Annotated in this window: 24 protein-coding genes; 16 read left to right on the forward strand and 8 right to left on the reverse strand. The window is 40.7% G+C overall.

Annotation, left to right across the window (positions count from 1 at the left end; all coding sequences use genetic code 11):
• The first annotated feature begins 215 nt into the window (after positions 1-215).
• From mutM to H3299_RS12735, 3 genes are all read left to right on the forward strand, one after another.
• The gene (gene mutM, locus H3299_RS12725; RefSeq protein WP_182418015.1) at positions 216-1,085 is read left to right on the forward strand and encodes a bifunctional DNA-formamidopyrimidine glycosylase/DNA-(apurinic or apyrimidinic site) lyase; all 870 of its coding nucleotides are present in this window, start codon (positions 216-218) and stop codon (positions 1,083-1,085) included.
• 123 nt (positions 1,086-1,208) lie between these two features.
• Positions 1,209-2,588 (forward strand): M20/M25/M40 family metallo-hydrolase, encoded by a 1,380-nt coding sequence (locus tag H3299_RS12730; RefSeq protein ID WP_371739563.1) that lies wholly within the window; start codon positions 1,209-1,211, stop codon positions 2,586-2,588.
• A 67-nt stretch (positions 2,589-2,655) separates the two neighbouring features.
• A complete protein-coding gene (locus tag H3299_RS12735) occupies positions 2,656-3,282 on the forward strand; it encodes a ribonuclease D (protein WP_182418016.1) in 627 nt (208 codons plus the stop codon).
• A gap of 189 nt (positions 3,283-3,471) precedes the next feature.
• Here the strand turns inward: H3299_RS12735 and H3299_RS12740 are convergent, their stop codons facing one another.
• From H3299_RS12740 to H3299_RS12765, 6 genes are all read right to left on the reverse strand, one after another.
• A complete protein-coding gene (locus H3299_RS12740; RefSeq protein ID WP_182418017.1) occupies positions 3,472-3,849 on the reverse strand; it encodes a hypothetical protein in 378 nt (125 codons plus the stop codon).
• 305 nt (positions 3,850-4,154) lie between these two features.
• Positions 4,155-5,801: an ABC transporter ATP-binding protein gene (locus H3299_RS12745; RefSeq protein WP_182418018.1), complete on the reverse strand. Its 1,647-nt coding sequence runs from the start codon at positions 5,799-5,801 to the stop codon at positions 4,155-4,157.
• A complete protein-coding gene (locus H3299_RS12750) occupies positions 5,798-7,009 on the reverse strand; it encodes an ABC transporter permease (protein ID WP_246708079.1) in 1,212 nt (403 codons plus the stop codon). The genes H3299_RS12745 and H3299_RS12750 overlap by 4 nt, the downstream gene beginning before the upstream one ends.
• On the reverse strand, positions 7,009-8,118 hold the full coding sequence (locus H3299_RS12755) for a microcin C ABC transporter permease YejB (protein WP_182418019.1): 1,110 nt from the start codon (positions 8,116-8,118) through the stop codon (positions 7,009-7,011). Before H3299_RS12755 ends, H3299_RS12750 begins: the two co-directional genes overlap by 1 nt.
• 209 nt (positions 8,119-8,327) lie before the next feature.
• Complete coding sequence (locus H3299_RS12760) at positions 8,328-10,265, reverse strand: extracellular solute-binding protein (protein ID WP_246708080.1); 1,938 nt, start codon at positions 10,263-10,265, stop codon at positions 8,328-8,330.
• A 161-nt stretch (positions 10,266-10,426) separates the two neighbouring features.
• Complete coding sequence (locus H3299_RS12765; protein WP_182418020.1) at positions 10,427-11,011, reverse strand: cytochrome c family protein; 585 nt, start codon at positions 11,009-11,011, stop codon at positions 10,427-10,429.
• 136 nt (positions 11,012-11,147) lie between these two features.
• Here H3299_RS12765 and H3299_RS12770 point away from each other — a divergent pair, with 136 nt between their 5' ends.
• The 12 genes from H3299_RS12770 to H3299_RS12825 all read left to right on the forward strand — a co-directional run bounded on the left by H3299_RS12770 (position 11,148) and on the right by H3299_RS12825 (position 22,501).
• On the forward strand, positions 11,148-11,903 hold the full coding sequence (locus H3299_RS12770; protein ID WP_182418021.1) for a 3-deoxy-manno-octulosonate cytidylyltransferase: 756 nt from the start codon (positions 11,148-11,150) through the stop codon (positions 11,901-11,903).
• Entirely contained in the window at positions 11,903-12,778 is an 876-nt protein-coding gene (locus tag H3299_RS12775; RefSeq protein ID WP_182418022.1) for a prephenate dehydratase, read from the forward strand. Before H3299_RS12770 ends, H3299_RS12775 begins: the two co-directional genes overlap by 1 nt.
• Before the next feature lie 18 nt (positions 12,779-12,796).
• Positions 12,797-13,255, forward strand: a complete 459-nt coding sequence (locus H3299_RS12780) for a GNAT family N-acetyltransferase (protein ID WP_182418023.1) — start codon at positions 12,797-12,799, stop codon at positions 13,253-13,255.
• A 31-nt stretch (positions 13,256-13,286) separates the two neighbouring features.
• A complete protein-coding gene (locus H3299_RS12785) occupies positions 13,287-13,796 on the forward strand; it encodes a CAP domain-containing protein (protein WP_246708081.1) in 510 nt (169 codons plus the stop codon).
• A 446-nt stretch (positions 13,797-14,242) separates the two neighbouring features.
• Positions 14,243-14,659 carry a hypothetical protein gene (locus tag H3299_RS12790; protein ID WP_182418024.1) on the forward strand — a complete coding sequence of 139 codons (417 nt, stop codon included), beginning with the start codon at positions 14,243-14,245 and terminating at the stop codon, positions 14,657-14,659.
• A gap of 212 nt (positions 14,660-14,871) precedes the next feature.
• The gene (locus tag H3299_RS12795) at positions 14,872-15,927 is read left to right on the forward strand and encodes a bifunctional transcriptional activator/DNA repair enzyme AdaA (RefSeq protein WP_182418025.1); all 1,056 of its coding nucleotides are present in this window, start codon (positions 14,872-14,874) and stop codon (positions 15,925-15,927) included.
• Positions 15,928-16,070: 143 nt separating this feature from the next.
• Positions 16,071-16,274 (forward strand): 50S ribosomal protein L35, encoded by a 204-nt coding sequence (gene rpmI, locus H3299_RS12800; protein WP_182418026.1) that lies wholly within the window; start codon positions 16,071-16,073, stop codon positions 16,272-16,274.
• 46 nt (positions 16,275-16,320) lie between these two features.
• Entirely contained in the window at positions 16,321-16,722 is a 402-nt protein-coding gene (gene rplT / locus H3299_RS12805; RefSeq protein ID WP_182418027.1) for a 50S ribosomal protein L20, read from the forward strand.
• Positions 16,723-17,009: 287 nt separating this feature from the next.
• Positions 17,010-17,831 (forward strand): serine/threonine protein phosphatase, encoded by an 822-nt coding sequence (locus H3299_RS12810; protein ID WP_182418028.1) that lies wholly within the window; start codon positions 17,010-17,012, stop codon positions 17,829-17,831.
• On the forward strand, positions 17,828-18,910 hold the full coding sequence (pheS, locus tag H3299_RS12815) for a phenylalanine--tRNA ligase subunit alpha (protein WP_182418029.1): 1,083 nt from the start codon (positions 17,828-17,830) through the stop codon (positions 18,908-18,910). Before H3299_RS12810 ends, pheS begins: the two co-directional genes overlap by 4 nt.
• 57 nt (positions 18,911-18,967) lie before the next feature.
• A complete protein-coding gene (gene pheT, locus H3299_RS12820) occupies positions 18,968-21,382 on the forward strand; it encodes a phenylalanine--tRNA ligase subunit beta (protein ID WP_182418030.1) in 2,415 nt (804 codons plus the stop codon).
• Between the two features lie 849 nt (positions 21,383-22,231).
• Positions 22,232-22,501: a hypothetical protein gene (locus tag H3299_RS12825; protein ID WP_182418031.1), complete on the forward strand. Its 270-nt coding sequence runs from the start codon at positions 22,232-22,234 to the stop codon at positions 22,499-22,501.
• A gap of 105 nt (positions 22,502-22,606) precedes the next feature.
• Here H3299_RS12825 and H3299_RS12830 read toward each other — a convergent pair whose 3' ends face one another.
• Positions 22,607-22,768 carry a hypothetical protein gene (locus H3299_RS12830; RefSeq protein ID WP_182418032.1) on the reverse strand — a complete coding sequence of 54 codons (162 nt, stop codon included), beginning with the start codon at positions 22,766-22,768 and terminating at the stop codon, positions 22,607-22,609.
• Between the two features lie 214 nt (positions 22,769-22,982).
• On the opposite strand from H3299_RS12830, the gene H3299_RS12835 reads away from it, so the two are divergent.
• Positions 22,983-23,246: a hypothetical protein gene (locus H3299_RS12835; RefSeq protein ID WP_182418033.1), complete on the forward strand. Its 264-nt coding sequence runs from the start codon at positions 22,983-22,985 to the stop codon at positions 23,244-23,246.
• 74 nt (positions 23,247-23,320) lie between these two features.
• On the opposite strand, the gene H3299_RS12840 is transcribed toward H3299_RS12835, so the two are convergent.
• On the reverse strand, positions 23,321-24,148 hold the full coding sequence (locus H3299_RS12840; protein WP_182418034.1) for a hypothetical protein: 828 nt from the start codon (positions 24,146-24,148) through the stop codon (positions 23,321-23,323).
• Positions 24,149-24,245: the final 97 nt, after the last annotated feature.

Here is a 24,245-nt window from a genome sequence, read left to right on the forward strand (position 1 = left end):
CTTTTGTCAAGCTTTGCCAGTACATCCGTGGTCAAAGCCATGACAATAACACCGATGATTTATTTTTCGCATAGATTTATTGCATTCATATGACAGATTGACCACCTATTGAATAAAACTAACGAATAATATGCCGAGCAGTCTATAATTATTCCTGACAATATTTTTTTAACAAAACCAAATACGCTCACTACAATAGGAATTAGGGACTATAAATGCCAGAACTACCCGAGGTTGAAACGGTCCGTAGCGGTCTTGCACCAGATCTTGAAGGCGCACATATCGACTATATTAAAACCAGTGATAAAAAATTGCGTTTGCCCTATGCAGAAAATATGAAAGACCTCATTAAAGGGCAAAAAATCAGATCCTTAATACGGCGTTCTAAATATCTTGTTATCCATCTTGATGGTGGCTTTTTTATTGTTAGCCACTTAGGGATGTCCGGGTCATGGCGGCTGCGTCAAAGCGGTGATGATACACCAAAAGATAAAATAGTCGCCCATGACCATGTCATTTTAGGGCTTAATAAAGATGGTAAAATTTTTGAAGCCGTTTATAATGATCCGCGCCGTTTTGGTTTCTTCACCCTTGAGCTAGACACAAATTTTGCTGACTATGCAGCATTTAAGAAACTAGGCATTGAACCCTTAGGCAACGTATTATCAGGCGACTATCTGCGCGATGCCTTTAAAAATAAGAAAGCTCCCCTTAAAGCCTTATTATTGGATCAAAGCATCATTGCTGGCCTTGGCAATATTTATGTGTGCGAATCCTTATGGCGAGCGGGACTATCGCCGCAATTAAGCGGTGAACATTTAGCCAATGGTAGTGAATTTGCGTTGCAAAAAAGTGAAGCATTAGCCATTGCCATTAAGGATGTTATTGCTGAAGCAATTAAAGCTGGTGGCTCGACCTTGCGTGACTATCGCCATGCGGATGGTTCACTTGGCTATTTCCAACATAATTTTGCTGTTTATGGTCGTGAAAACCAACCATGCACCAATTGTGGCACAATCATTTCACGCATTGTACAATCGGGTCGCTCAACCTTTTATTGTTCATCTTGCCAAGATAATGGTTGAAGATCAATTTATTTGATCACGAAGATGATAGGCCCAAGCTTATTTTAACTGCGCCCTTGCTTGAAGTGTTTTTTTTAGCTTTAATACTGCTTAATTATTTTACAATTTTTGGAAAGTGAATTTATGATGCTGGAAAATGTTCTTAAACGCCTTGATGGTAATCTTGATCAAAGCCTTGAACGGCTATTTGATTTGTTAAGAATTAAATCTATTTCCACCGACCCTGCCTTTAGGGAAGATTGTAAAAAAGCTGCGGATTGGCTGGTAGAAGATCTAAAATCTATTGGCTTTGAAGCATCGCGCCGCGATACGACCGGCCACCCAATGGTGGTTGCCCATCATGCAGGCCCAAGCGAAAACTGCCCTCACGTGTTGTTTTACGGTCATTACGACGTTCAGCCAGTTGATCCGCTTGCCCTTTGGGAGGATGATCCGTTTGACCCAAAAGTGAAAGAGCGCGATGGGCAAAAAGTTATTACTGGTCGTGGCTCATCTGATGACAAGGGTCAGCTTATGACCTTTGTTGAAGCTTTGCGGGCTTTTAAAGCAGAAACTGGGCAATTACCTGTTGCAGTTACCATTTTATTTGAAGGTGAAGAGGAATCGGGTTCCCCTTCCTTAAAGCCATTTTTAGAAAGCCATCGCAATGAATTGCGCGCTGATTTTGCCCTTGTTTGTGATACATCGATGTGGAATGAGACAACGCCTTCCATTTCAGTTGGCTTGCGCGGTCTTGTGGGCGAAGAAATTATTGTAAAAGCTGCCAATCGTGATCTTCATTCAGGCTATTATGGCGGAGCTGCCGCTAACCCTATCCGCATTTTGAGCAAAATTCTTGCCGATGTGCATGATGAAAATGGCGCAGTGACTATTGCCGGCTTTTATGATGGTGTTGAAGAAACCCCTACCCAAATTTTAGCACAATGGGACAATCTTGGTCTTGGGCCAAAAGAATTTTTAAATCCAGTTGGCCTGTCTTTCCCAAGCGGTGAAAATAATCGCAGTCTGCTTGAACTTATCTGGGCGCGTCCTACTGCCGAATTTAATGGCATTAGCGGTGGCTATGAAGGGGAAGGCTTTAAAACTGTTATTGCAGCACAAGCATCGGCTAAAATCTCTTTCCGTCTTGTCCATAAGCAAGACCCGATCCAAATTCGCAACGCTTTCCGCAAATTTGTTAAAGAACGCATCCCTGCTGATTGCTCGGTTGAATTTATCGAGCATGGCGCTTCCCCTGCTATTCAATTGCCTTATGATTCCGCAATTGTCTCCAAGGCTAAAATTGCCCTATCGCAAGAATGGGGTAAGCAAGCGGAATTGGTTGCCATGGGCGGCTCTATTCCAATTGTTGGCGATTTTCAAGATTATTTAAAAATGGAATCCCTGCTTGTCGGCTTTGCTCTTGACAGTGACTGCATCCATTCACCCAATGAAAAATATAATTTGACCTCTTTTCACAAGGGGCAACGTTCTTGGGCACGTATTTTGGCGGCACTTGCATAATATTTCTAGCCGTGCAAAGAACAATTTTGCACGGCATATTTAATAACCATGTTTTAGGAAAAATTTGATGACTGATATTCGTGTTCATCGGGGTGATTTGCCAAATCTCGACCATTATAAAAATGTTAAGGCAGTTGCCATTGACACTGAAACTTTGGGGTTGCAACCTCATCGTGACCGTTTATGCGTTGTACAAATTTCCCCTGGCGATGGTACTGCCGACGTTATTCAAATTGCTAAGGGGCAAAAAACTGCACCTAATTTGGTGAGCCTTTTAAAAAATCAAGAAATTGAAAAAATCTTCCATTTTGGCCGCTTTGATATTGCCGTTTTAAGCCTTGCTTTTGATACGGAAGTAAAGCCAGTATTTTGCACTAAAATTGCGTCAAAACTTACCCGTACCTATACCGACCGCCATGGTTTGCGCGACATTTGCATTGAATTATTGGATGTTACAATTTCCAAGCAGCAGCAATCATCTGACTGGGCAGCCTTTGAATTAACGCCAGCGCAAATCGAATATGCGGCATCTGACGTCCTCTACTTACATCGCTTACGCGCAATTTTGGTAGAACGCCTTGCCCGCGAAGGCCGCACAAATGTTGCAAAAGCCTGTTTTGAGTTTTTGCCATCAAGAGCAGAGCTCGACCTTATGGGCTGGTCTGAAAGTGATATCTTTTCCCATAGCGCTTAAAAATCTATCTATTTGCTTTTAGAGCGTTTTTAGAAAAGTGTGAAGCGGTTTTCGGACGAAAAACGCGGTGTAAACAATGTATTAGAGCGCGGATTTGATCCAATCAGATCGAAATGCGCTCTAATATATCTTTAATCGTTGTAGCATTTGTTGCTGCAACGTTTTTTTAAAGCCAAGGCATCAATAAACTCATTTTGATAAAATATTAAGATTTATTCTGCTTACTTTTATTTGGACAAATTTATTATCAAGATAGCCATAGTCTAATAAAAATTCATCATCAAAATAAAGTCCATTTAAAAACAACGAACCATGACTGTAATAGCCATAAAGAGTATAGTTAAAACCGTCCCCATCACGCTCGATCCTGACATTATTACCCTTGGCCTCTTCTAGAATTTCATTATCAAAAAAATCAAGGTCAATTTCACAAAGATAAATTTTATTTTTATCAAATGCCTTTGGCATATAGCCACAAAAGCAGACAAGAGTAAATTCGCCGATAGAGATGGTAATCTCTTCGTTTATAACATCATCAATATCAACTATTTTAGCATAACAGATCATATATTTTCTTAATTTTCACGACCAATATAGTCCAATTTAAGCATAAAATCCTGCGTTAAAACTCGTATTTTTATTTTGATTAATAAATTCTGATATGTTTTTTTGTCAGCAATGAGGTAAAAAATTTAAGGCGTTGGAAAGCCTCCCCATCCAAATGGGAAAGCACTTTTCTTACGAATTTAACGGTCTAAGTAACAACTAATATCGCTAGATGATATGCGAAAGCATTGTCATAAATTTTACGATTAGAGGTTGCTAATTTTATGAACAATATTTGTTAAACACCAAAGCGAATTTTTGGTGTTTTATAGTTTTGGCATAACTTTCTCATTATTTAATCGCGTATTCATATTAAAAGCAGCGGCCATAAGGGTTTTGGTATAGTCTTCACGCGGATTAGCAAAAATATCTTTTGCGGCCCCCCGTTCAACCACTTTACCATCACGCATCACCATCACCTCATTGGCAAGGGCTTTAACCACCTTTAAATCATGACTGATGAAAAGATAAGAAAGATTGTGTTTTCGTTGCAACTCGCGCAGCAAATCAACTACCTCGGCTTGCACACTCATATCAAGAGCAGAGGTTGGCTCGTCCAACATAACAAAACGCGGATTTAACACCATGGCACGCGCTATCGAGATACGCTGTCTTTGCCCGCCAGAAAATTCATGGGGATAGCGATGGCGCGATTGCGGATCAAGGCGCACCTCCTCCATCGCGGCAATCACCCTATCCTCGCGCTCATCATAGGATAGCTTTGGCTCATGAATAGAAAGCCCCTCGGCAATAATTTCCCCCACCGACATGCGCGGCGACAATGAGCCAAAAGGATCTTGGAAAACAATTTGGATATCGCGGCGCAATGGCCGCATTTTCTTAAAGCTTAAAGCATTAATATTCTTATCATCAAATTTGATAATGCCTTTTGACGAAATCATGCGGATTAAAGCAAGTCCTAAGGTTGTCTTTCCTGAGCCTGACTCACCAACAACGCCTAAAGTTTGCCCTGCTTTTATGGTAATATCAATGCCATTCACCGCTTTGATATAATCGGTTGTTCTACGAAAAAGCCCGGTCTTTATCGGGAACCACACCCGCACATTTTCGCCGCGCATAATAATTGGTGCATTTGGATCAACCGCAGGCGGACTACCCTTTGGCTCTGCTGCTAAAAGCTTTTTGGTATATTCATGTTGGGGATTGGCAAATATTTCATCCACCGGTGCCATCTCAACGATTTCACCCTTAGTCATGACCGCAACACGGTCGGCAATTTTTCGCACAATGCCAAGATCATGGGTGATAAACAACATGGACATTTTATGTTGTTTTTTCAAATCAGCCAAAAGATCCAAAATTTGCGCTTGTACCGTTACATCAAGGGCGGTGGTTGGTTCATCAGCAATCAACAAACGCGGATTATTGGCTAATGCCATAGCAATCATGACCCGCTGTCTTTGTCCGCCGGATAATTCATGTGGGTAAGAGCGTAGCCGAGTTGCTGCATTTTTAATGCCCACCTGCTCCAAAAGTTCAACCGTACGCAAACGCGCAGCATTAGTGCTCATACCTTGGTGGATACGTAAAATCTCACCAATCTGCTGCTCCACTCGATGTAGCGGATTAAGCGAAGTCATTGGTTCTTGAAAGATCATCGAAATATCTTTGCCGCGCACGCTTTGCAGCTGCTTTTCGCTATATTTCATCAAATCCTTGTCCCTATCATCTTGGCGAAATAAAATTTCGCCCGATGGATGGCTAGCCATAGGATAGGGTAATAATTTTAATACCGATAAAGCCGTGACTGATTTACCTGACCCTGATTCACCCACCAGTGCAACGGTTTCACCGGGCAAAATATCAAAGGACACATTTTTTACCGATAGCTTTTCTTCACCATCTTGACGAAAGGCAACAGAAAGATCGCGAACTGATAGCAATGGCGTCATTGGAGTGTCTTTCTTGGGTCAAACGCATCACGCGCCGCTTCACCAATAAAGGCAAGCAAGGATAAAAGCACGGCAAGAGTAATAAAGCCGGTTATACCAATCCACGGCGCATTAATATTGTTTTTTGCCTGCAGCATTAATTCACCAAGCGAGGGCGAGCCGGGCGGCAAACCAAAGCCAAGGAAGTCAAGTGAAGCGAGGGCTGAAATGCCAGCAGTTAACAAAAATGGTAAAAAGGTAATGGTGGCAACCATTGCATTTGGCAATAAATGACGGATCATAATAGTGATATTGGAAACACCCAGCGCACGTGCGGCATTAACATATTCAAAATTACGCGCTCGTAAAAATTCGGCCCGCACCACGCCAACCAATGTTACCCATTGGAACAGCAGCATAATCGCCAGCAATACCCAAAAGCCCTGTGCAAAAAATGCCGATAGAATAATCAGCAAATAAAGCGTTGGTATAGACGACCAAATCTCAATAAATCGCTGGAAAATAAGATCAACCCAACCACCAAAATAACCTTGCACCGCACCGGCCGCAACGCCAATAATTGTGGAGAATACGGTTAAAATAACCGTAAAGGCCACCGATACGCGGAAGCCATAAAGAGCGCGGGCAAAAATATCGCGCGTTTGATCGTCTGTCCCTAGAATATTCCAATTGCCAAATTTACATTCGGGATTTGCTGCACCACCATCATAAAATCTGCAACGCTCATCCTTACTTTGCATCCAAAAGGGTGGAGATAAAGCTTGGGTTTGCTCGCTTGGTGTATCATAAGAATAATGAATAGGTGGCCAAATCGCCCAACCATGCTCATTTATTTCTTTTTGAATATAGCCATCACGAAAATAGGCAGCAGCCAAAGTGCCGCCAAATTTTTCATCAGGGTAATCAACAAAGGCTGGAAACAGCAATTCACCCTTATAGGACGCAATAATCGGTCGATCATTGGCAATAAAGGCAGCCCCAAACGAACAAAGGCATAAAAATAAGAATAACCAAAGAGACCAATAACCACGACGATTTTTCTTAAAATTACGCCAACGCCGTTGGTTTAATGGCGACAAAAACGGACGGCGATGTTTTTGTTTATTTTGTTTTTGTTCGCTTGAACGATGAACGTCCTGCGCAATTTCGCTTGCTAAACCATTAGCGGTATTTTCACCCGCCATAATATTTGAAGGATTACTCGCCATTATACATCCCTCTTTTCAAAATCAATACGCGGATCAACCAACATATAAACAAGATCTGACACAAGCGCGACAACGAGGCCAAGCAATGAAAAAATGAACAAAGTGCCAAGTACAACTGGATAGTCACGATCCACAACTGCCGTGTAACTCATGAGCCCCATGCCTTCTAAGGAAAACAGCATTTCAATAAGCAGCGAGCCGGTAAAAAAGGAATTAATAAATGCTGCAGGAAAGCCAGCAATAACGACCAACATTGCATTGCGGAAAACATGCCCATAAAGCACTTTACGATCACTTAGCCCTTTGGCGCGGGCGGTTACCACATATTGCTTACGGATTTCTTCCAAAAAGCAGTTTTTAGTAAGCAATGTTGTTGTAGCAAAAGCCGAAATTGCCATAGCAGCAACAGGCAAAGTGATATGCCATAAATAATCAAGAATCTTGCCACCCCATGATAATTCATCAAAATTATCGGAGGTTAATCCGCGAAGTGGAAACCAGTCAAAGAACGAACCGCCGGCAAAAAATACAATCAGCATAACGCCAAACAAAAAGCCGGGAATAGAATAGCCGATAATGATAACCGCACTTGTCCAAACATCAAAGGCAGAGCCATCTTTAAGCGCTTTGCGAATACCAAGAGGAATGGAAATCGCATAGGAAATGAGCATTAACCAAAGACCAAGCGTCACCGAAACAGGCAAGGTCTTTTTAATCATATCGATAATTGGTTGGTCTGAAATGAAAGAATTACCGAAATTAAATGTGCTATAATCGCGCAATAAAATGAGATAGCGTTGCCAAGCTGGTTTATCAAAACCAAATTTTTCTTCAAGCTTTTTGATATAGGCTGGGTCCATACCTTGCGCACCGCGATAGATTGACTGGCTGGAACTTGTGTGAGCGCCAACATTTTCAGCGCTAATGCCCATATCACCGCCACCGCCAGAGATACGGTCTAATGGACCATTTCCGCCACCTTGCAATTGTGCAGCAATGGTTTCAATTGGCCCACCAGGGGTAAATTGCAAAATAACAAAAGTAATGGTTAAAATGCCAATAATGGTTGGTATAATCAACAATAAGCGGCGTAGGATATAAGCGGCCATTAATATCTCCCCATTATTGCTAGCGGCTCTATCCGCGCCATTGATTTCATTGCCATTTTCTTTCTTCAATATGCAATTGATTTTTACCAATCAGTCACAAAACGAAATTCGCCTAATTTTGTTATAATGATAAAACGTAACTCTAAGCAAATATGGTAAATAAAGTGCAAAATAAATGCCGCTATTTAAAACCATAATTACCGATAAGATTATTGACCTGACGATTTTTGCTGTAACGCTTGTTCTTTTTGCGGATCAATTGACCAAGAATAAATATCAAAACCTGATACCTCTGGCTGCGGTCGCGGAATATCAAATTTATCCCAATAGGCAATATTAATCTTTGATGATGTCCATTGCGGCACCACGTAGTAATTCCATAATAAAATTCGATCCATTGCCCTTGCCGCTGCAACCAAATCATCACGATTTTTGGCATAAATAATGGCGTTAATCATTGCGTCAATTGCAGGATTTTTAATGCCGACATAGTTTTTACCGCCATTTTTATTTGCCATGCTTGAGCCAAAATAATAAAGCTGTTCATTACCTGGTGAATCTGATTGGCCGATGATGCTAGAAATAACATCATAATCATAATTATAAAGACGGTTTTGATATTGGGCAGTGTCAATTGTGCGCATTGTTGCATCAATACCCAAGCGCTTTAAATTGGCAATATAAAGGGCGGTTACCCGCTCGAAAGCTGAATTATCCAACAAAATTTCAATTCTAAAAGGCGCGCCTTGCGCATTAACCAATTGATTATTTTTCAACTGCCAACCAGCATCTTGCAACAATTTCATAGCTTCGCTTAAATTTTTACGCAGCTCTGTTGAATTCTTATAAACAGGCAAGGTAAAAGGCTTTTCAAATACTTCTATTGGTACTTCCGACTTAACGCTTTCCAATAATTGCAATTCTTTACCTTGCGGCATCTCTTGCGCGGTAACAAAATCGAGCCCATAAAAATAGCTGGTGATGCGTTGATATTGATCAAAAAACAAAGCTCGGTTCATATGTTCAAAATCAAAGGCTAAAGTTAAAGCCTTACGCACTCTAACATCATCAAATTTTTCACGCCGTAAATTTATAAAATAACCCTGCATGCGACCAGAGCTATGAATTTCAAAGCTTTCGCGTTTAACCAAACCGTTTTTAACTGCAGTAAAATCATATTTTTGCATCCAAGATTGAATACGGGTTTCTTGCCTATAATCACCAATACCGCCTTTTTTAAAGGCTTCCCAACTGGCGTTTTCATTCAAATAATAAGTGTTGCGAACCGCATCAAAATTATTGCGGCCAATGTTGACCGGCAAATCCCTACCCCAATAATTATCCACCCGTTTATAAAGAGAGGATTTGCCAAAGTTATAGTTTTCCAAACGGTAAGGGCCAGAGCCAAGCGGTATTTCACGCAAAGGCTTAGAAATATCACGCGGTTTACCATTAGCGTCCTTTGCCTCCCACCAATGTTTTGGCAAAATCGGCAATTGGCCGATAATATTAGGCAATTCGCGGTTTCCTGCTTCAGCAAAAATAAATGTGACTTCGTCTTTTCCGGTGACTTCCGCCAATTTTACACCACTATAATAAGAGCTATAAATGGGCGACACACTTTTTAATGTATTAAATGACCAAGCCACATCTTCCGGCGTAATCGGTGTACCATCATGAAATGTCGCCTTATCCGTTATTTTATATTTCACCCAAGAATAATCATCAGGATATTGTAAGGCCGTAGCGATAAGCGGATAGTTTACACTTTGTTGGTCTGTTGAACGTGCCATCAAAGTATCATAAATCAACATAATATTGCTATCAACATTACCATTAGGAATGAAAGCATTTAGATTATCAAAAGTACCAGTTACAATAATATTAAGAGTTCCACCCTTTTTTGCAGCAGGATTGACATAATCATAATGTTTAAAATTAGCATCATATTTGGGTGCATCGCCAAGACTTGAACTTGTTCGCCATATTGGTTCAGCTTTAGGTGAGCTTTGCTGGGTATTATCAGATTGCACACCCAACTCTTGTTGGTGATTGGCGGGCTCGGCAAGAGCGTTAAGCGCGACATTAAAAGGCATTATCAAAGCAGTTAGAAGTATGATTTTAAAAAATGTCGCTACTCTTTGCATATTGAACCTTTGCCTATCAATTCATTTGTCGAGCATCTATGAGCTATAGTTTAAATGCTATTATCATGTGCTTTTTGCCAAACTTATGGCAAATTCTTCATAATTAATTATCTTTAATAAATGAATAAGATGGACTTTTACACCAACAAAATAGTGCAAAACTACTGGTCTTCACTATCAATTGCTTTATCAACCTTTGGTAGGTCCTGCGGATTATCACTTAAAGAGCGCAAATAAAGTAACAGGTCAGCGCGATCTTGTGCATCTTTCATGCCCTTATAGGTCATGATTGTGCCTTTTAATGTGCGTTGTGGCGCGCTTAAAAATGCATCCAAGCTTTGATAATTCCATTTTGCACCGCTTTGCCCCAATTGGCGCATGGCACTTGAATAATTAAAGCCATTAACCGCACCAGCTGGACGACCGACAATCTGCCACAAATTAGGACCTAGACGATTTGGGCCATTCTCAGCGGGTATGTGACAAAGACCGCATTCACCAAATAATTTTCGCCCATGTTCTATATCACCTGTTGCAAGGCGGGTTTCTAAAGTCTTAGTTGTTGTGGTTGTCTTATCAGCGATATTATTTGCGCTTGGCTCTTGCACAAGACTATTTTCACTTTTTATTGGATCAGGATTGCTATAAATTGTCTCACTAACATAATAAAGTGTGATAAGCACAATAAACCATAACAGGCAGATAAGAATAAAATTATTAATGGTAGCAACTGAAATGCGAAACATGAGACAAAGAAAAACCTTTTAAAAATAGCTTTGGTAAAATAGAACTTTTGTAATAAGACTGCAACGTCTATAAAGTCGCAGCACACCCACCATCGGCAATGATTTAAAATGGCAATGCTGTTTTTGAGGATATTTCATGACCCAATCCGCCCTTATCATTATTCCAGCCCGTTTAGCCTCTACCCGTTTACCCGGCAAGCCACTTGCCGATATTTGCGGCAAGCCAATGATCGTCCATGTGGCTGAACGCGCGCAAGCTGCCAATATTGGCTCAGTTGTTGTTGCAACCGATGATGAAACCATTAAAGCGATGGTGCTTCAACATGGTTTTGACGCAGTAATGACAGCCAAAGACCATGAATCGGGTTCTGACCGTATTTTTGAAGCGCTACAAAAAGTCGATAGTGATGGCAAATATGATGCGATCATCAATGTGCAGGGCGATTTGCCCACCATTAGTCCAGATGAAATTCGTGCTGCCTTTGCACCTCTTGATGACAAAAATGTTGATATAGCCACCCTTTGCGTTGAAATTACCCGTGAAGAAGAAAAAAACAACCCCAATGTCGTCAAAGTAGTTGGCTCACAAATTGCACCGCAACGCTTGCGCGCCCTTTATTTTACCCGCGCCACCGCACCAACAGGCGCCGGCCCACTTTATCATCATATCGGGCTATATGCCTATAGGCGTGAAGCGCTAAAGCGCTTTGTTAGCCTAAAACCCTCCCCACTAGAACAACGCGAAAAGCTCGAACAATTGCGTGCATTAGAAGCTTTTATGCGTATTGATGTTGAAATTATTGATAGTATTCCCCTTGGGGTTGATACACTAGAAGACCTTGAACGCGCCAAAGAAATCATAAAATTAGAAAATGGAAAGGCTTTAAAATAATGGCTACACAACCAGCGCAACCAAAAGCAAAAATTGCCTTTCAAGGGGATTATGGTGCTAATTCCGATACGGCTTGCCGCAATATGTTTCCCAATATGGAGCCTTTTCCTTGTGCAACTTTTGAAGATGCATTTAGCGTCGTTGAAAGTGGCGAAGCAAAACTTGCGATGATCCCAATTGAAAATACGCTGGCTGGTCGTGTTGCTGATATCCATCATTTATTGCCACGCTCACCTTTAAATATTATTGGTGAGTATTACTTGCCTATCCATTTTCAACTTATGGTTTTACCCGGTGTAAAACGTGAAGAAATTAAAACCGTACACAGCCATATTCATGCACTTGGCCAATGCCGCAATATTATCAAGCAAAATGGTTGGAAGCCGATGGTTGCAGGTGACACCGCCGGTGCCGCCAAACTGGTTGCCGAAAAGGGAGAGCGCAGCATGGCAGCACTTGCACCATTTTTAGCGGCAGAACTTTATGGCCTTGATATTTTGCAAGAAAATGTTGAAGATTCAGCCGATAATGTTACACGCTTTGTGGTTTTATCCCGCGATGCCCATCGCCCCCAATATGATGAAGCTGACGAAAATATTGTTACAACAATTGTTTTTCGCGTCCGTAACGTACCAGCCGCGCTTTATAAGGCATTGGGTGGTTTTGCCACTTGCGGTATTAATGTTACTAAGCTTGAAAGCTATCAGCTTGAAGGACAATTTAAAGCAACACAATTTTACATTGATATTGAAGGCCACCCAGAAAGCCACCTTGTTCATTTAGCGCTTGAAGAGTTAAAGTTTTTTTCAAGTGAATTGCGCATTGTTGGGGTTTATCAGGGCTCAAACTTACGCATTGAACAGCGCAATATTTAAAATTTTTGATAGGGGAAAATGATGGAAAATGCCGTTAATATTCGTTATTTACAACAAGCAGACCACGAAGCATGGCTTGAATTATTTCGCCAATATATAATTTTTTATGATGCTGATCCTGATACAATCGAGCTTGATATTGCTTGGCAACGCATGATGGACAATAATTTTCCCATCTTTGCAGTTGGTGCTTTTATCAATAATGAATTAAGCGGTATTGCCCATTTTGTCATTCATGCTTCAACATGGACAAGCAAACCCTATTTTTACATGGAAGATTTGTTTACCGCAGAAAAATCGCGGAAATTGGGTATTGGCGGCAAGCTTATTGATTTTATCCATAGTATTGCCCAAAATAATGGAGGCGAACGACTTTATTGGGCAACCAAAGAAAGTAATAAAGCGGCCCAAGCCCTTTATGATCAAAAGGCACAAAAAAGCGATTTCATTCAATATCGCATTAAAATCGAAGCTTAATTTACTTGAACTTATCTAATAAAGGCATTTCATGATGAGTGATCAAAAAAGCAATGCTAAAACCTTGCTGCACCGCCGCCATTTTTTAACCCTAGGCATCGCGCTTGCACCTAGCATTTTATTGCCGCAAACAAGCTTCGCCCAGCTTGGTAAATTATTTAAAAAAGAAGATGAGGTTACCCAGCTTTTCAATGCAATCCGCAAAGAAAATCGCCTATCCTCTATGAGCCCAGATCCATTATTGCAAAAAGCTGCCCAAGACCAAGCAGAGCGTATGGCACAAAAGCAAAAAATGGGACATTCGATTGGTTGGGGCAATGATTTTGGCGCACGGGTGCGCAGATTTGGCATAAGAGGCGCAGCGGCTGAAAATGTTGCGGCTGGCCAACCTGACCTTGCAACAGTTTTTAAAGCATGGATGAATTCCAAAGGCCACCGCAAAAATATGCTTGATCCAGAATTTAGCCATTATGGTCTTGCCTACGCCGTATCACCGCAAAAACCAAGCTATCGCTATTGGGCTTTAGTGCTTGGTAGATAGGCAAGATTTACCGTAAATTGTGTTGATAGCTATTTTGGAAAAGAAAAAATGCGCTTATAGCTTTTACAGCTTTCTTTAGAGTAGCACGTGATAGACCATATTGAACTTGCAAACCGCCCAAAGCTATCACCACAATATATCGAAATTGATTTACTTAGCGCAAGTTAACTTATTTAATGACCCAAATGAATTTAAAGATTTCGACATTTTGAAAAGCAATATTAAAATGTCGCTACCTTGCATTGAGAATGAAAATTAATATCGTATTATTTGGGCAATCAAATACCTAAAATACAGATTATATTTATTTCTTGAAAAATAGGTTTCTTTCGCATATATTTTTACTTAATGGAAATTATCCTTGGTGTTCGATTGCTTTTAACAAGCCTAATTTTTAACACATGCCTTCCAAAACAATTCAATCCATTTTAAAGTGCGGATGTGTCATGTTTATAATCAAATATTTACAATATCACCAGGTTGACGAAGAATATGGCAAGGATAATGCTAAAATTGCAATAAATCTTATTAAATGCCGATCGACCTCCGAAGTCATTAATGCATTTATCGCTTTACTAAATGGTGAAAAATTTACCTATTTTGCAGAAGGTGGACAATCAAAATTCGGCACATATGGCTTGAAGGATGTATTTTCAGATTGGATAAGCGAACACGCGGAAAAAGGTAAAACATTAAAAATTCTTATTAATTCCTTTAAGTTGAGTGATAAAGCAAAACTTGATGGTGTGTTAGATTTTCTTGATGATGGCTTTTTTTCCGGCTTTTTATATTCTGATGTGGCTAAGGAAGATTTAAAGCTAAAAATGGAAAAAATGCGAGTTACCGTCTATATTATCCATTAACTCAACGCCTCAATTTTAATTTTTCTTTTGGGCATCGATATTCCAAACGGTGAAATTGTTTTGACGTCCGTATATTACGGATAAACTTCGCTCCCCATAGGTTGAGGGTTTTTAAATATTTTATTGCAAAATTATGCCTATAAATGCAGTTGTAAAAATTGCTTGCCCGATAATCGGCGGACAACGTTGAAAAAATACTTTATATTGATTTTATGAGCACAATTTTTTTAAATAATGATGATGAATTATATCAAGCCCTTTGCGCATCAAGCCATGCCTATGATGGGCATATATTTGTTTGCGTTAAAACAACCGGTATTTTTTGTCGCCTTTCTTGCAAGGCACGCAAGCCCTTACAAAAAAATGTATTTTTTGCCGACAATGCGGCAAGTTGTTTGGAGCAAGGTTTTCGCCCCTGCACGAAATGCAAACCTTTACAAAGCCTTTCTGAGAAAGACCCATGCTATTTAGACCTGATGCAAAGGCTTGAAAGCAACCCCGACCATATTTGGGGTGAAGAAGATATCAGCGCACTTGGCTATGAATTATCAACGGTGCGGCGGATTTTTAAGCGCACCATTGGCATGACCTTTCTTGACCTTGCAAGGCTAAAGCGCGCAAGCAAAGCTGCCGCCCAATTAAGCGCCGGCGATTCAGTCATTAATACCCAACTAGAAACTGGCTACGAATCATCAAGCGGCTTTCGTAATGCGATTATTCGATTGATTGGTGAGCCGCCACAGGCACTTAAAAACCGTACCCTCCTCAAAGCAAAATGGATTGATACGCCGATTGGTCAAATGCTAGCAGTAGCGGATAATCAATTTTTACATTTGCTTGAGTTTTTTGACCGCAAGGGGCTACCCAACGAACTTAAAAAACTACAATTATCGACGAAGTCAGCAATTGAGTTTGCCAATAACGATATTTTAGATCGGTTGAGTGCGGAACTTGATGCTTATTTTAGCGGCCAATCCTGTATGTTTAAAACGCCGCTAGCCCTTCATGGGTCGCCATTTACCGCCGATGTTTGGCGGGCTTTGCAAGAAATACCCAACGGCACGACTTGCTCTTACGCAGCTCTTGCCAAAGATATTGAACGACCAACGGCTATGCGGGCAGTGGCAAGAGCCAATGGCCAGAATCAGATAGCCATCATTATTCCATGCCACCGCGTTATTGGCTCAGATGGGTCTTTAACTGGCTATGCAGGTGGTTTATGGCGCAAAGATTGGCTATTAAACCATGAAAAGCGCTTCTTTTCGTGAACACTTACTTGCTATTTTACCCTCAATAGGCTATGGAGCAAGCGTTCAAGTTGTCCGGCAGGGCATGCCGTGGTAACTTTTGAGTAGCTTGGAATTGGCTCTGGTCAGCCTTTTCCTTTAATTTTTAACATATGGAGAGCAAAATGCCCAAGATGAAGACCAAATCTTCTGCCAAAAAGCGGTTTAAAATTACTGCAACTGGCAAGGTCAAGGCTGCTGCCGCTGGCAAGCGTCATGGCATGATCAAACGGTCCAATAAATTCATTCGTGACGCACGCGGCACTATGGTGCTTGCTGAGCCGGATGGCAAAAAGGTTGTAAACTTTTATCTTCCTAACGGACTGTAAGAAATTATCGCACTCTTATTGAGTGTTTTTTCAAGGATATCATGACATGGCACGTGTAAAACGCGGCGTAACGTCTCACGCCAAGCACAAAAAAGTTTTAAAGCAAGCTTCAGGTTTTTATGGCCGTCGCAAAAGCACCATTCGTACTGCGAAGGCTGCTGTTGACCGTTCAAAGCAATATGCTTATCGCGACCGTAAAAATCGTAAGCGTACATTCCGCGCATTGTGGATTCAGCGTATTAACGCTGCCGTTCGCGCTGAAGGTTTAAGCTATGGCCGCTTCATTGACGGTCTTAACAAGGCTGGTATTGAAGTTGACCGTAAGGTTCTTTCTGATCTTGCAATTCATGAACCTGCAGCATTTTCTGCTCTTGTTCAGTCTGCAAAGAAGGCTTTGGAATATCTTAAAGACACAACTCCAAATGCTTTTGAAGCTGCTGTGCAATAAGCCAGTGGTTCTAAAAGGATCTTGAGTGAAGATCAAGCCCGCACTGGCAAAACCGGTTGCGGGCTTTTCTTTTAACTTTTTAATCAAAAAAAGCTAAACACAAAAATATAAATTTTATCAAAAGGCTAGACTTATCGCATTGATAATGCAACAAAAGGGCCGATTTATTTTTTTGCTTTCAATGGAATTTAAGCATAGTGGAAACAAACATAAATTTTGTTAAGCATTGCTATCCATTATTTACACCCAATACCTCGACATAAATAAAGGCACGAATAAGCGCTATCATGTTAGAATTTTCTTTTTCCGATCCCTATGCATGTAGTGAGGCTGACAAAGTTCTCATAGCGGCAAGTGTTGGAAAAAGAACAAGCTATGCCATGCGTGGTGATGAGCGGGTTTTTATCAAACGCCATGATGTTGGCGGACCCCGTCTTGGGCGCAAATTACACGGGTTGCTATCACCGATTTTACCAGCGCATTTTTTGCGCGCCTCGCCGATTTTAAGCCCCGCCGATATGGCAAAACGCGAATTGCGCAAAATTGCTCTGTTTCAGAAACACCATATTGATGTACCAGAAGTTATTTGCAGCGATGGTAGTGCAATCATGATGGGTGACGTTGGCGAAAATATTCAAACTCGTTTAAAGCAATTACGCGAATTAAACACCCATCTTCACGATAGCCTATTGATCCAATGCTCAGCTGCATTAGGCGATGTTCATGCGGCAGGTCTTTGTCACGGCAGACCTCATCCGGTCGATATGTTTTTAGGCCAAGCTAAAATTGGCTTTTTTGATTTTGATGAAGAACCAGAAACCGTGATGAGCCTTGCGCAAGCACAAGCGCGCGATGCATGGTTATTGTTTTTTCAAATCGCCACGCAAGCGGTTGATCAGGAACGAACGCCCCATGCGGCATTTGGTGCATGGCGGCGCAAAATTTCGTTAGAAACTTTGGAAAGCTTGAAAGAGCTGGTTTTATTTTTTAAATTTTGCATCCTACCTTTAAAAATGGCCAAAAATATACGGCTTGGTGTTGATGGACAAAATATGTTAAATGCAATGGAATTTTTTATGCTGCACTTGGGACTTAAGGCAAAATCATGAGTGATATTGAACAAATTGAAAAAGAATTAACCGCTGCGATTGAAAATGCCAATGACGAACAGGCATTAGAAACAATCCGCATTGATGCTTTGGGTAAAAAAGGTGCTATTTCTGAAAAGATGAAAAGCCTTGGTACCATGTCTGCTGAAGAGCGCAAAGAGGTTGGGCCAATATTAAACGGGCTTAAAAACCGTATTACGGATCTTTTAAGCAATAAACGTGATGTGCTTAAAAAAGCGGCTATTGCAGAGCGTTTACGCAGTGAAACTGTTGACGTTACCTTGCCGGTGCGTCCATCACCTGCAGAACAAGGCCGCATCCACCCTATTTCGCAAGTCATTGATGAAATTACCGCAATTTTTGCAAATTTAGGTTTTGCTATTGCTGAAGGTCCAGATATCGAAACCGATTATTATAATTTTACCGCGCTAAACTTTCCGGAAGGTCACCCTGCGCGTGAAATGCATGATACGTTTTTCTTCCATCCTGATGAACAAGGCAACCGCAAATTATTGCGCACCCATACAAGCCCTGTGCAAATTCACACCATGGAAGTGCAACAACCGCCTATTCGCATTGTTATCCCTGGTAAAACCTATCGCATGGATTCAGATGCCACCCATTCACCAATGTTCCATCAGATTGAAGGCTTGGTGATTGATAAAACCTCCACCATTGCCAATATGGTTTGGGTTTTTGAAGAATTTATTAAAGCGTTTTTTGAAGTACCATCGGTTAAAATGCGTCTTCGCCCATCCTTCTTCCCATTCACCGAGCCATCTATGGAAGTTGATATCCAATGTGACCGCTCTGGCGGCGAGATTAAATTTGGTGAAGGCAATGATTGGTTGGAAGTATTGGGTTGCGGCATGGTTAACCCCAATGTCTTACGCAACTGCAATTTAGATCCTGACGAATATCAAGGCTTTGCTTGGGGTATCGGCATTGATCGCCTCGCCATGCTTAAATATGGCATGCCGGATCTGCGTGCTTTCTTTGAAGCGGATGTTCGCTGGCTTAACCATTATGGTTTCCGCCCGCTTGATATTCCAAACTTGCTAAGCGGTCTTAGTCAATAAGCCTTGTTACATATTGCGTGATTGCGGCGCCAAGCGCCATACCGAAAGGTTAAAAAAATGAAATTTACTCTATCTTGGCTTAAAGAACACCTTGATACGACAGCCAGCCTTAATGAAATTACTGAGCGTCTCACCTCTATCGGTCTTGAGGTTGAAGATGTTGATACGCGTGAAGCCTTTAATGCCTTTGTTATTGCCAAGGTTGTTAGCGCACAAAGACATCCTGATGCCGATAAATTACAGGTTTTATCAGTCGATACTGGTGATGGCAAACCCTTGCAAGTTGTTTGCGGTGCGCCCAATGCGCGCGCCGGCCTCATTGGTGTTTTTGGTCGCCCCGGTGCTTATGTACCCGGCCTTGATGTAACACTTGCTGTTGGCAAAATTCGCGGCGTTGAAAGCTTTGGCATGATGTGCTCTGAGCGCGAATTATTGCTTTCCAACGAGCATAATGGCATTATTGATCTGCCAGAAGATGCACCAATTGGTAGCTCTTTTGCGAGCTATGCAGGTCTTGATGATCCAATCATTGATGTATCAATCACCCCCAACCGTCCTGATTGCACGGGCGTTCGCGGTATTGCCCGTGATTTGGCGGCAAGTGGGCTTGGCACTTTAAAGCCGCTCAATGTTCCAGACATTCAAGGCAGTTTTGAGCCATCGATTGATGTTAGCCTTGATTTTGCAGATCAAACACCGCTTTGCCTAGGCTTTTCATGGGTTATGGTAAAGAATGTTAAAAACACCCAAAGTCCACAATGGATGCAAAAGCGCCTTACTGCCATTGGTTTACGGTCAATCAATGCCGCAGTCGATATGACCAATTATATCACTTTTGATCTTGGTCGCCCATTACATGTTTTTGATGCCGATAAGGTTAAGGGTAATTTGACGGTTCGCCGCGCAAAAGATGGTGAAACCATTATTGCCCTTGATGGCAAGACCTATGATCTTAACAATAAGATTTGTGTCATTGCTGATAGCGCGCAAGTTGAATCAATTGCCGGTGTTATGGGCGGCGAAGATAGCGGTGTAGATGAAAATACTACCAATATCATCATTGAATCAGCGCTTTGGGATCCCCGCAATATTGCGATGACAGGCCGTGAGCTTGGCATTGTTACCGATGCGCGTTATCGTTTTGAGCGCGGTGTTGACCCTGAATTTATGGTTGATGGCTTAAAAATTGCCACCAATTTACTAACCGATATGGTTGGCGGTACACCAAGCACGCTCAAAACTACTGGCTATCAAGCAGCAGACCTAAAAGTTGTCACTATGCCATTTAGCGAAATCAAGCGTCTTACTAGCCTTGATGTAAGCAAAGAACAAGCTGCACAAATTTTGGAAAGTCTTGGCTTTAAGGTTGCCATCAACGGTGAGAGCGCTAATGTAACGGTACCAAGCTGGCGCCCTGATATTGATGGTAAGGCTGACTTAGTTGAAGAAGTGATGCGTATTTATGGCATTGATAAAATTGTGCCAACACCTCTCGCAATGCCAGCAGGCGTTGGTGAAGCAATTTTGACAACGCTACAAATTCGCACCCGCCTTGCCCGCCGCTCGCTTGCTGCTCGCGGTATGATGGAAGCCGTCACTTATTCCTTTATTTCAGAAAAAGCAGCCAATGCTTTTGGTGGTGGCGATAAAGCGCTAAAGCTCGCAAACCCAATTGCTAGCGATATGTCGGATATGCGCCCATCGCTTTTGCCGGGTCTATTATTGGCAGCGCAGCGTAATGCTGATCGTGGCTTTAATGATCTTGCACTTTTTGAAGTCTCTGGCACCTATCAAGGTGATACAGCCGACAAGCAGCGCCGTGTTGCAGGTGGCATTCGCCGTGGTAGCGCGAAACTTGACGGCTCTGGCCGCTTTTGGTCGGGCAATGCCAAGAATGTTGATGTTTTTGATGCAAAAGCCGATGCTTTAGCTGTGCTTGATGCCTGCGGTCTTACGGCTGACAAGGTGCAAATTGAAAATGGCGGCCCAGCTTGGTATCATCCTGGCCGTTCCGGTACAATTAAATTGGGACCAAAAGTTATTCTTGGCTATTTTGGCGAATTTCATCCAGAAACACTAGAAACCCTTGATGTATCTGGTAGCCTATGTGGTTTTGAAGTATTTATTGATGCGGTGCCAGAACCACGTAAAAAACCAACAAAGACCAAGCCTGCCTTACAATTATCACCTTTCCAAGCGGTTAGTCGTGACTTTGCTTTTGTAGTGGATAAGAATGTCACCGCCGCGGTTATTATCCGTGCCGCCCTTGGCGCCGATAAAAAGCTAATTAGTGGTGCCAAGGTCTTTGATATTTTTGAAGGCGCAAGCCTTGGCGAAGATAAAAAATCAGTAGCGATTGAAGTGGCAATCCAACCAGTTGAGCGCACATTAACCGACGCTGATTTTGAAAGTTTAGCGAAAAAGATCATCGATAATGTGGTGAAATCCACAGGCGGTAGTCTACGCGCTTAAGGCTAAAAATGGCTTGGAATATTGAACCCTGCTTTCAATATTCCAAGCCAAACATTTAAGAAGCAAGAATCATTTATTTAAATGAAATGGCGGCATAAATAAAAGCCACAATATTTTCATAAAACCAACCAATTATACGTTTAATAAAACTAATGCCGTTTTATTGAAGGGGGTAGATTTATGACAATAGATAGTAAAAAAATCCTTGAAAATAGATGTTAATCCGGCCAAAGACAAGAAACCTATTCAAGAAAAATATAATAGTTTCAAAAAAACAAAAATAGGTAAAACCATAACATTTACATTTTCTGGCATTTTACTGATAATTAGTTATATCCTCTTCATTGGTTTAACTATTCAATATATTGCATTTTTTTACGACATATTTAAGTGGTTATATAATTTAGTATTTTAATTACAATCACTTTTATTATTTATGTAACCATCATAATTACGGCGATAGCTTGCACGTTGAAGATAGAAGATGTTAGCTATTACAAACACGGATAATCAAACACCAATAATGGCGTCGCTCCAATAGATTAAGAAATAATGAGCAAGCGTAGATTCTGAAAGCTTAGCGAAAGAATCTATAATAGAATATAATCAACCAGTTGTAGGCTTTTCATGTCGCATGCGCCAATTGCGTAGTTTAAAAAAAGATAATAACAAAGCGAAAAATCAATAATTTTTACGTATTATAATCATTAATTACCCCAATATACTGTTAATAAAGCAAGAAAAATCAATTTTAGATTTTTCTTTTAATATTGAATAAATATAGTCAACTTGCTTAAATACTAGGCATTAATTTTATATTACAAAACACTAAAATACAGAGGTTTTATTATGAAAAAAATTATTCTTGGTTTGGTTTTTGCTTTAACGAGCACAGCTGCATTTGCTGCTTGCACTCAAGAAGAATATACTGCCAAAGCAACTGAATTATCAACCAAATTTCAGCAAGTCATGATGAAAGATCCTTCCAGTGCACAAAAATGGCAAACACGTATGAGCGAAGTTGCGCAAGCTGAAGCAGCTAAAGGCAATGGTAATGACATTAATGCAGCATGCGATATGATGGATAATCTTATTAAAGAACTCGAATCTGCACTTTAATTTTAAATACTGACGCATTATGAAAAGCATATATTGTTTTCAATATATGCTTTTTGTGTTTTGAACCCTTAAACAAAATTGCGATTTTAGTTATGGGGTCGCCAATTAGGATAACAACACTGCTATTGTAAGGAAATTGGTTTCCCTATCATCTGTGATGATTATTTGTTGCGCATCCTTTAACACCAACAACTTATCCATCATATCACTTTCAAGACCACAACCAAGACGAACAAAATAGCTTTTTGTTTCATCGCTATTACCCATCTCATCATTACTGTGAGCTTTACCTGATTTTCCTCTATTATCGCGTGATAGTGATAGTCACCGTTAAAACTATCAAATATCCTGCCCTAATCAATTATTGCCATTATTAACTCATCGCCTAATAGCCAGTTTTGCTTGTTACTTTAATATACACCATTTTCATGATGGGCATTTTAATATATATGACTGAAATTCAATCCATGAGGGGTTTATAATGAAAAGAACTATTCTTTCTATCATCTTTGCAATGTCGACAACACTCGCTTTTGCAAATTGCACTGAAGATGAATTACGAGCAAAGAATATGGAGCTTAACCAAAAGGTAAATAAAGCTATCACGGACAATCCTGAAAATTCGCAAAAATGGTATGCCCGTATGGCAGAACTTAGCGAAAATTGGACGTCTGAAAATGATGATATTAATAAATTTTGCGATATGCTTGATAAGCTTATCAAGGAAGTTGACGCTGGATTATAAGGATTAGCTTCTCCATTACAGTGATAAGAAGAGTATATTGGAAATATTATACTCTTTTCTTATTTGTTTTTTGTTTAAACAAAATTACCTTTCCAATCAACCGGACGCCAATTAGGATTATCATACCAATCCTGTAAGGAAATGGGTTTCATCCTATCACCTGTTATGGCAATTCGCCTCGCATCTTTTAACGACAACAACTCATCCATAACATCGTTCTCAAGACTGCAACCGAGGCGAATAAAATAGTTATCAGCCTTATCAGCATTGCTCACCTCAATATTACTTTGAGCTTCGTCTTGCCTTGCCCTATTATCTTGCTTGATAGTGATGGTTACCTTCAAAAAACTATCAAATATTTTGCCTTTAATCGGATAGCGCCAAATCGACTTATAAAATCCAGAATCAATAATATTTTGGTGTGTTGCAGCTTGGCTTGCCAAAAAGGTGTTAGCGTAGCCTTGTTTTTGAAATTTTAGAGCGATATCGTCAGCCATAAGATTAGCATTGGCTAGGCTTACTGACTTTATCGGAATATCAATGGTATAGCCAGTAATATATCCTGCCTCTATGTTAATGATGAATGTTGCACTTAGCGGCAATTGAATAGGGGAACTATTATAAAGCCAAATATCATAGACACCCAAAAAATCGCTGCTAACGTCATTTTTTCCAAACAAAAAACCCGGCCATGAATCATCATGCAGCTCATTATTATGATTATGCAATGCATCAAAGGGATCGATGTTATTATTGTTAAAAAAATCTCGAAAGGGTTGCAATAGTTGTAAATGGATTGTCTTTATGACCGTTGGCTTCTTAGAAAAAAATTTAACGATACTAAAACCAGCAAATGCAAGAAGCGGTAGCCCCAAGATTATTCGCCGTTTTACAAAAGCCATCTTAACCATAAAACCTTCGACAACTCGTTAAAATGTGATTGAAGATTATTTTTCATAAACTTACAAATATTAGGCATTATTGAAGGTAATTTGATAT

This window comes from Bartonella sp. HY038, assembly GCF_014117425.1.
Classification (GTDB): Bacteria; Pseudomonadota; Alphaproteobacteria; order Rhizobiales; family Rhizobiaceae; genus HY038.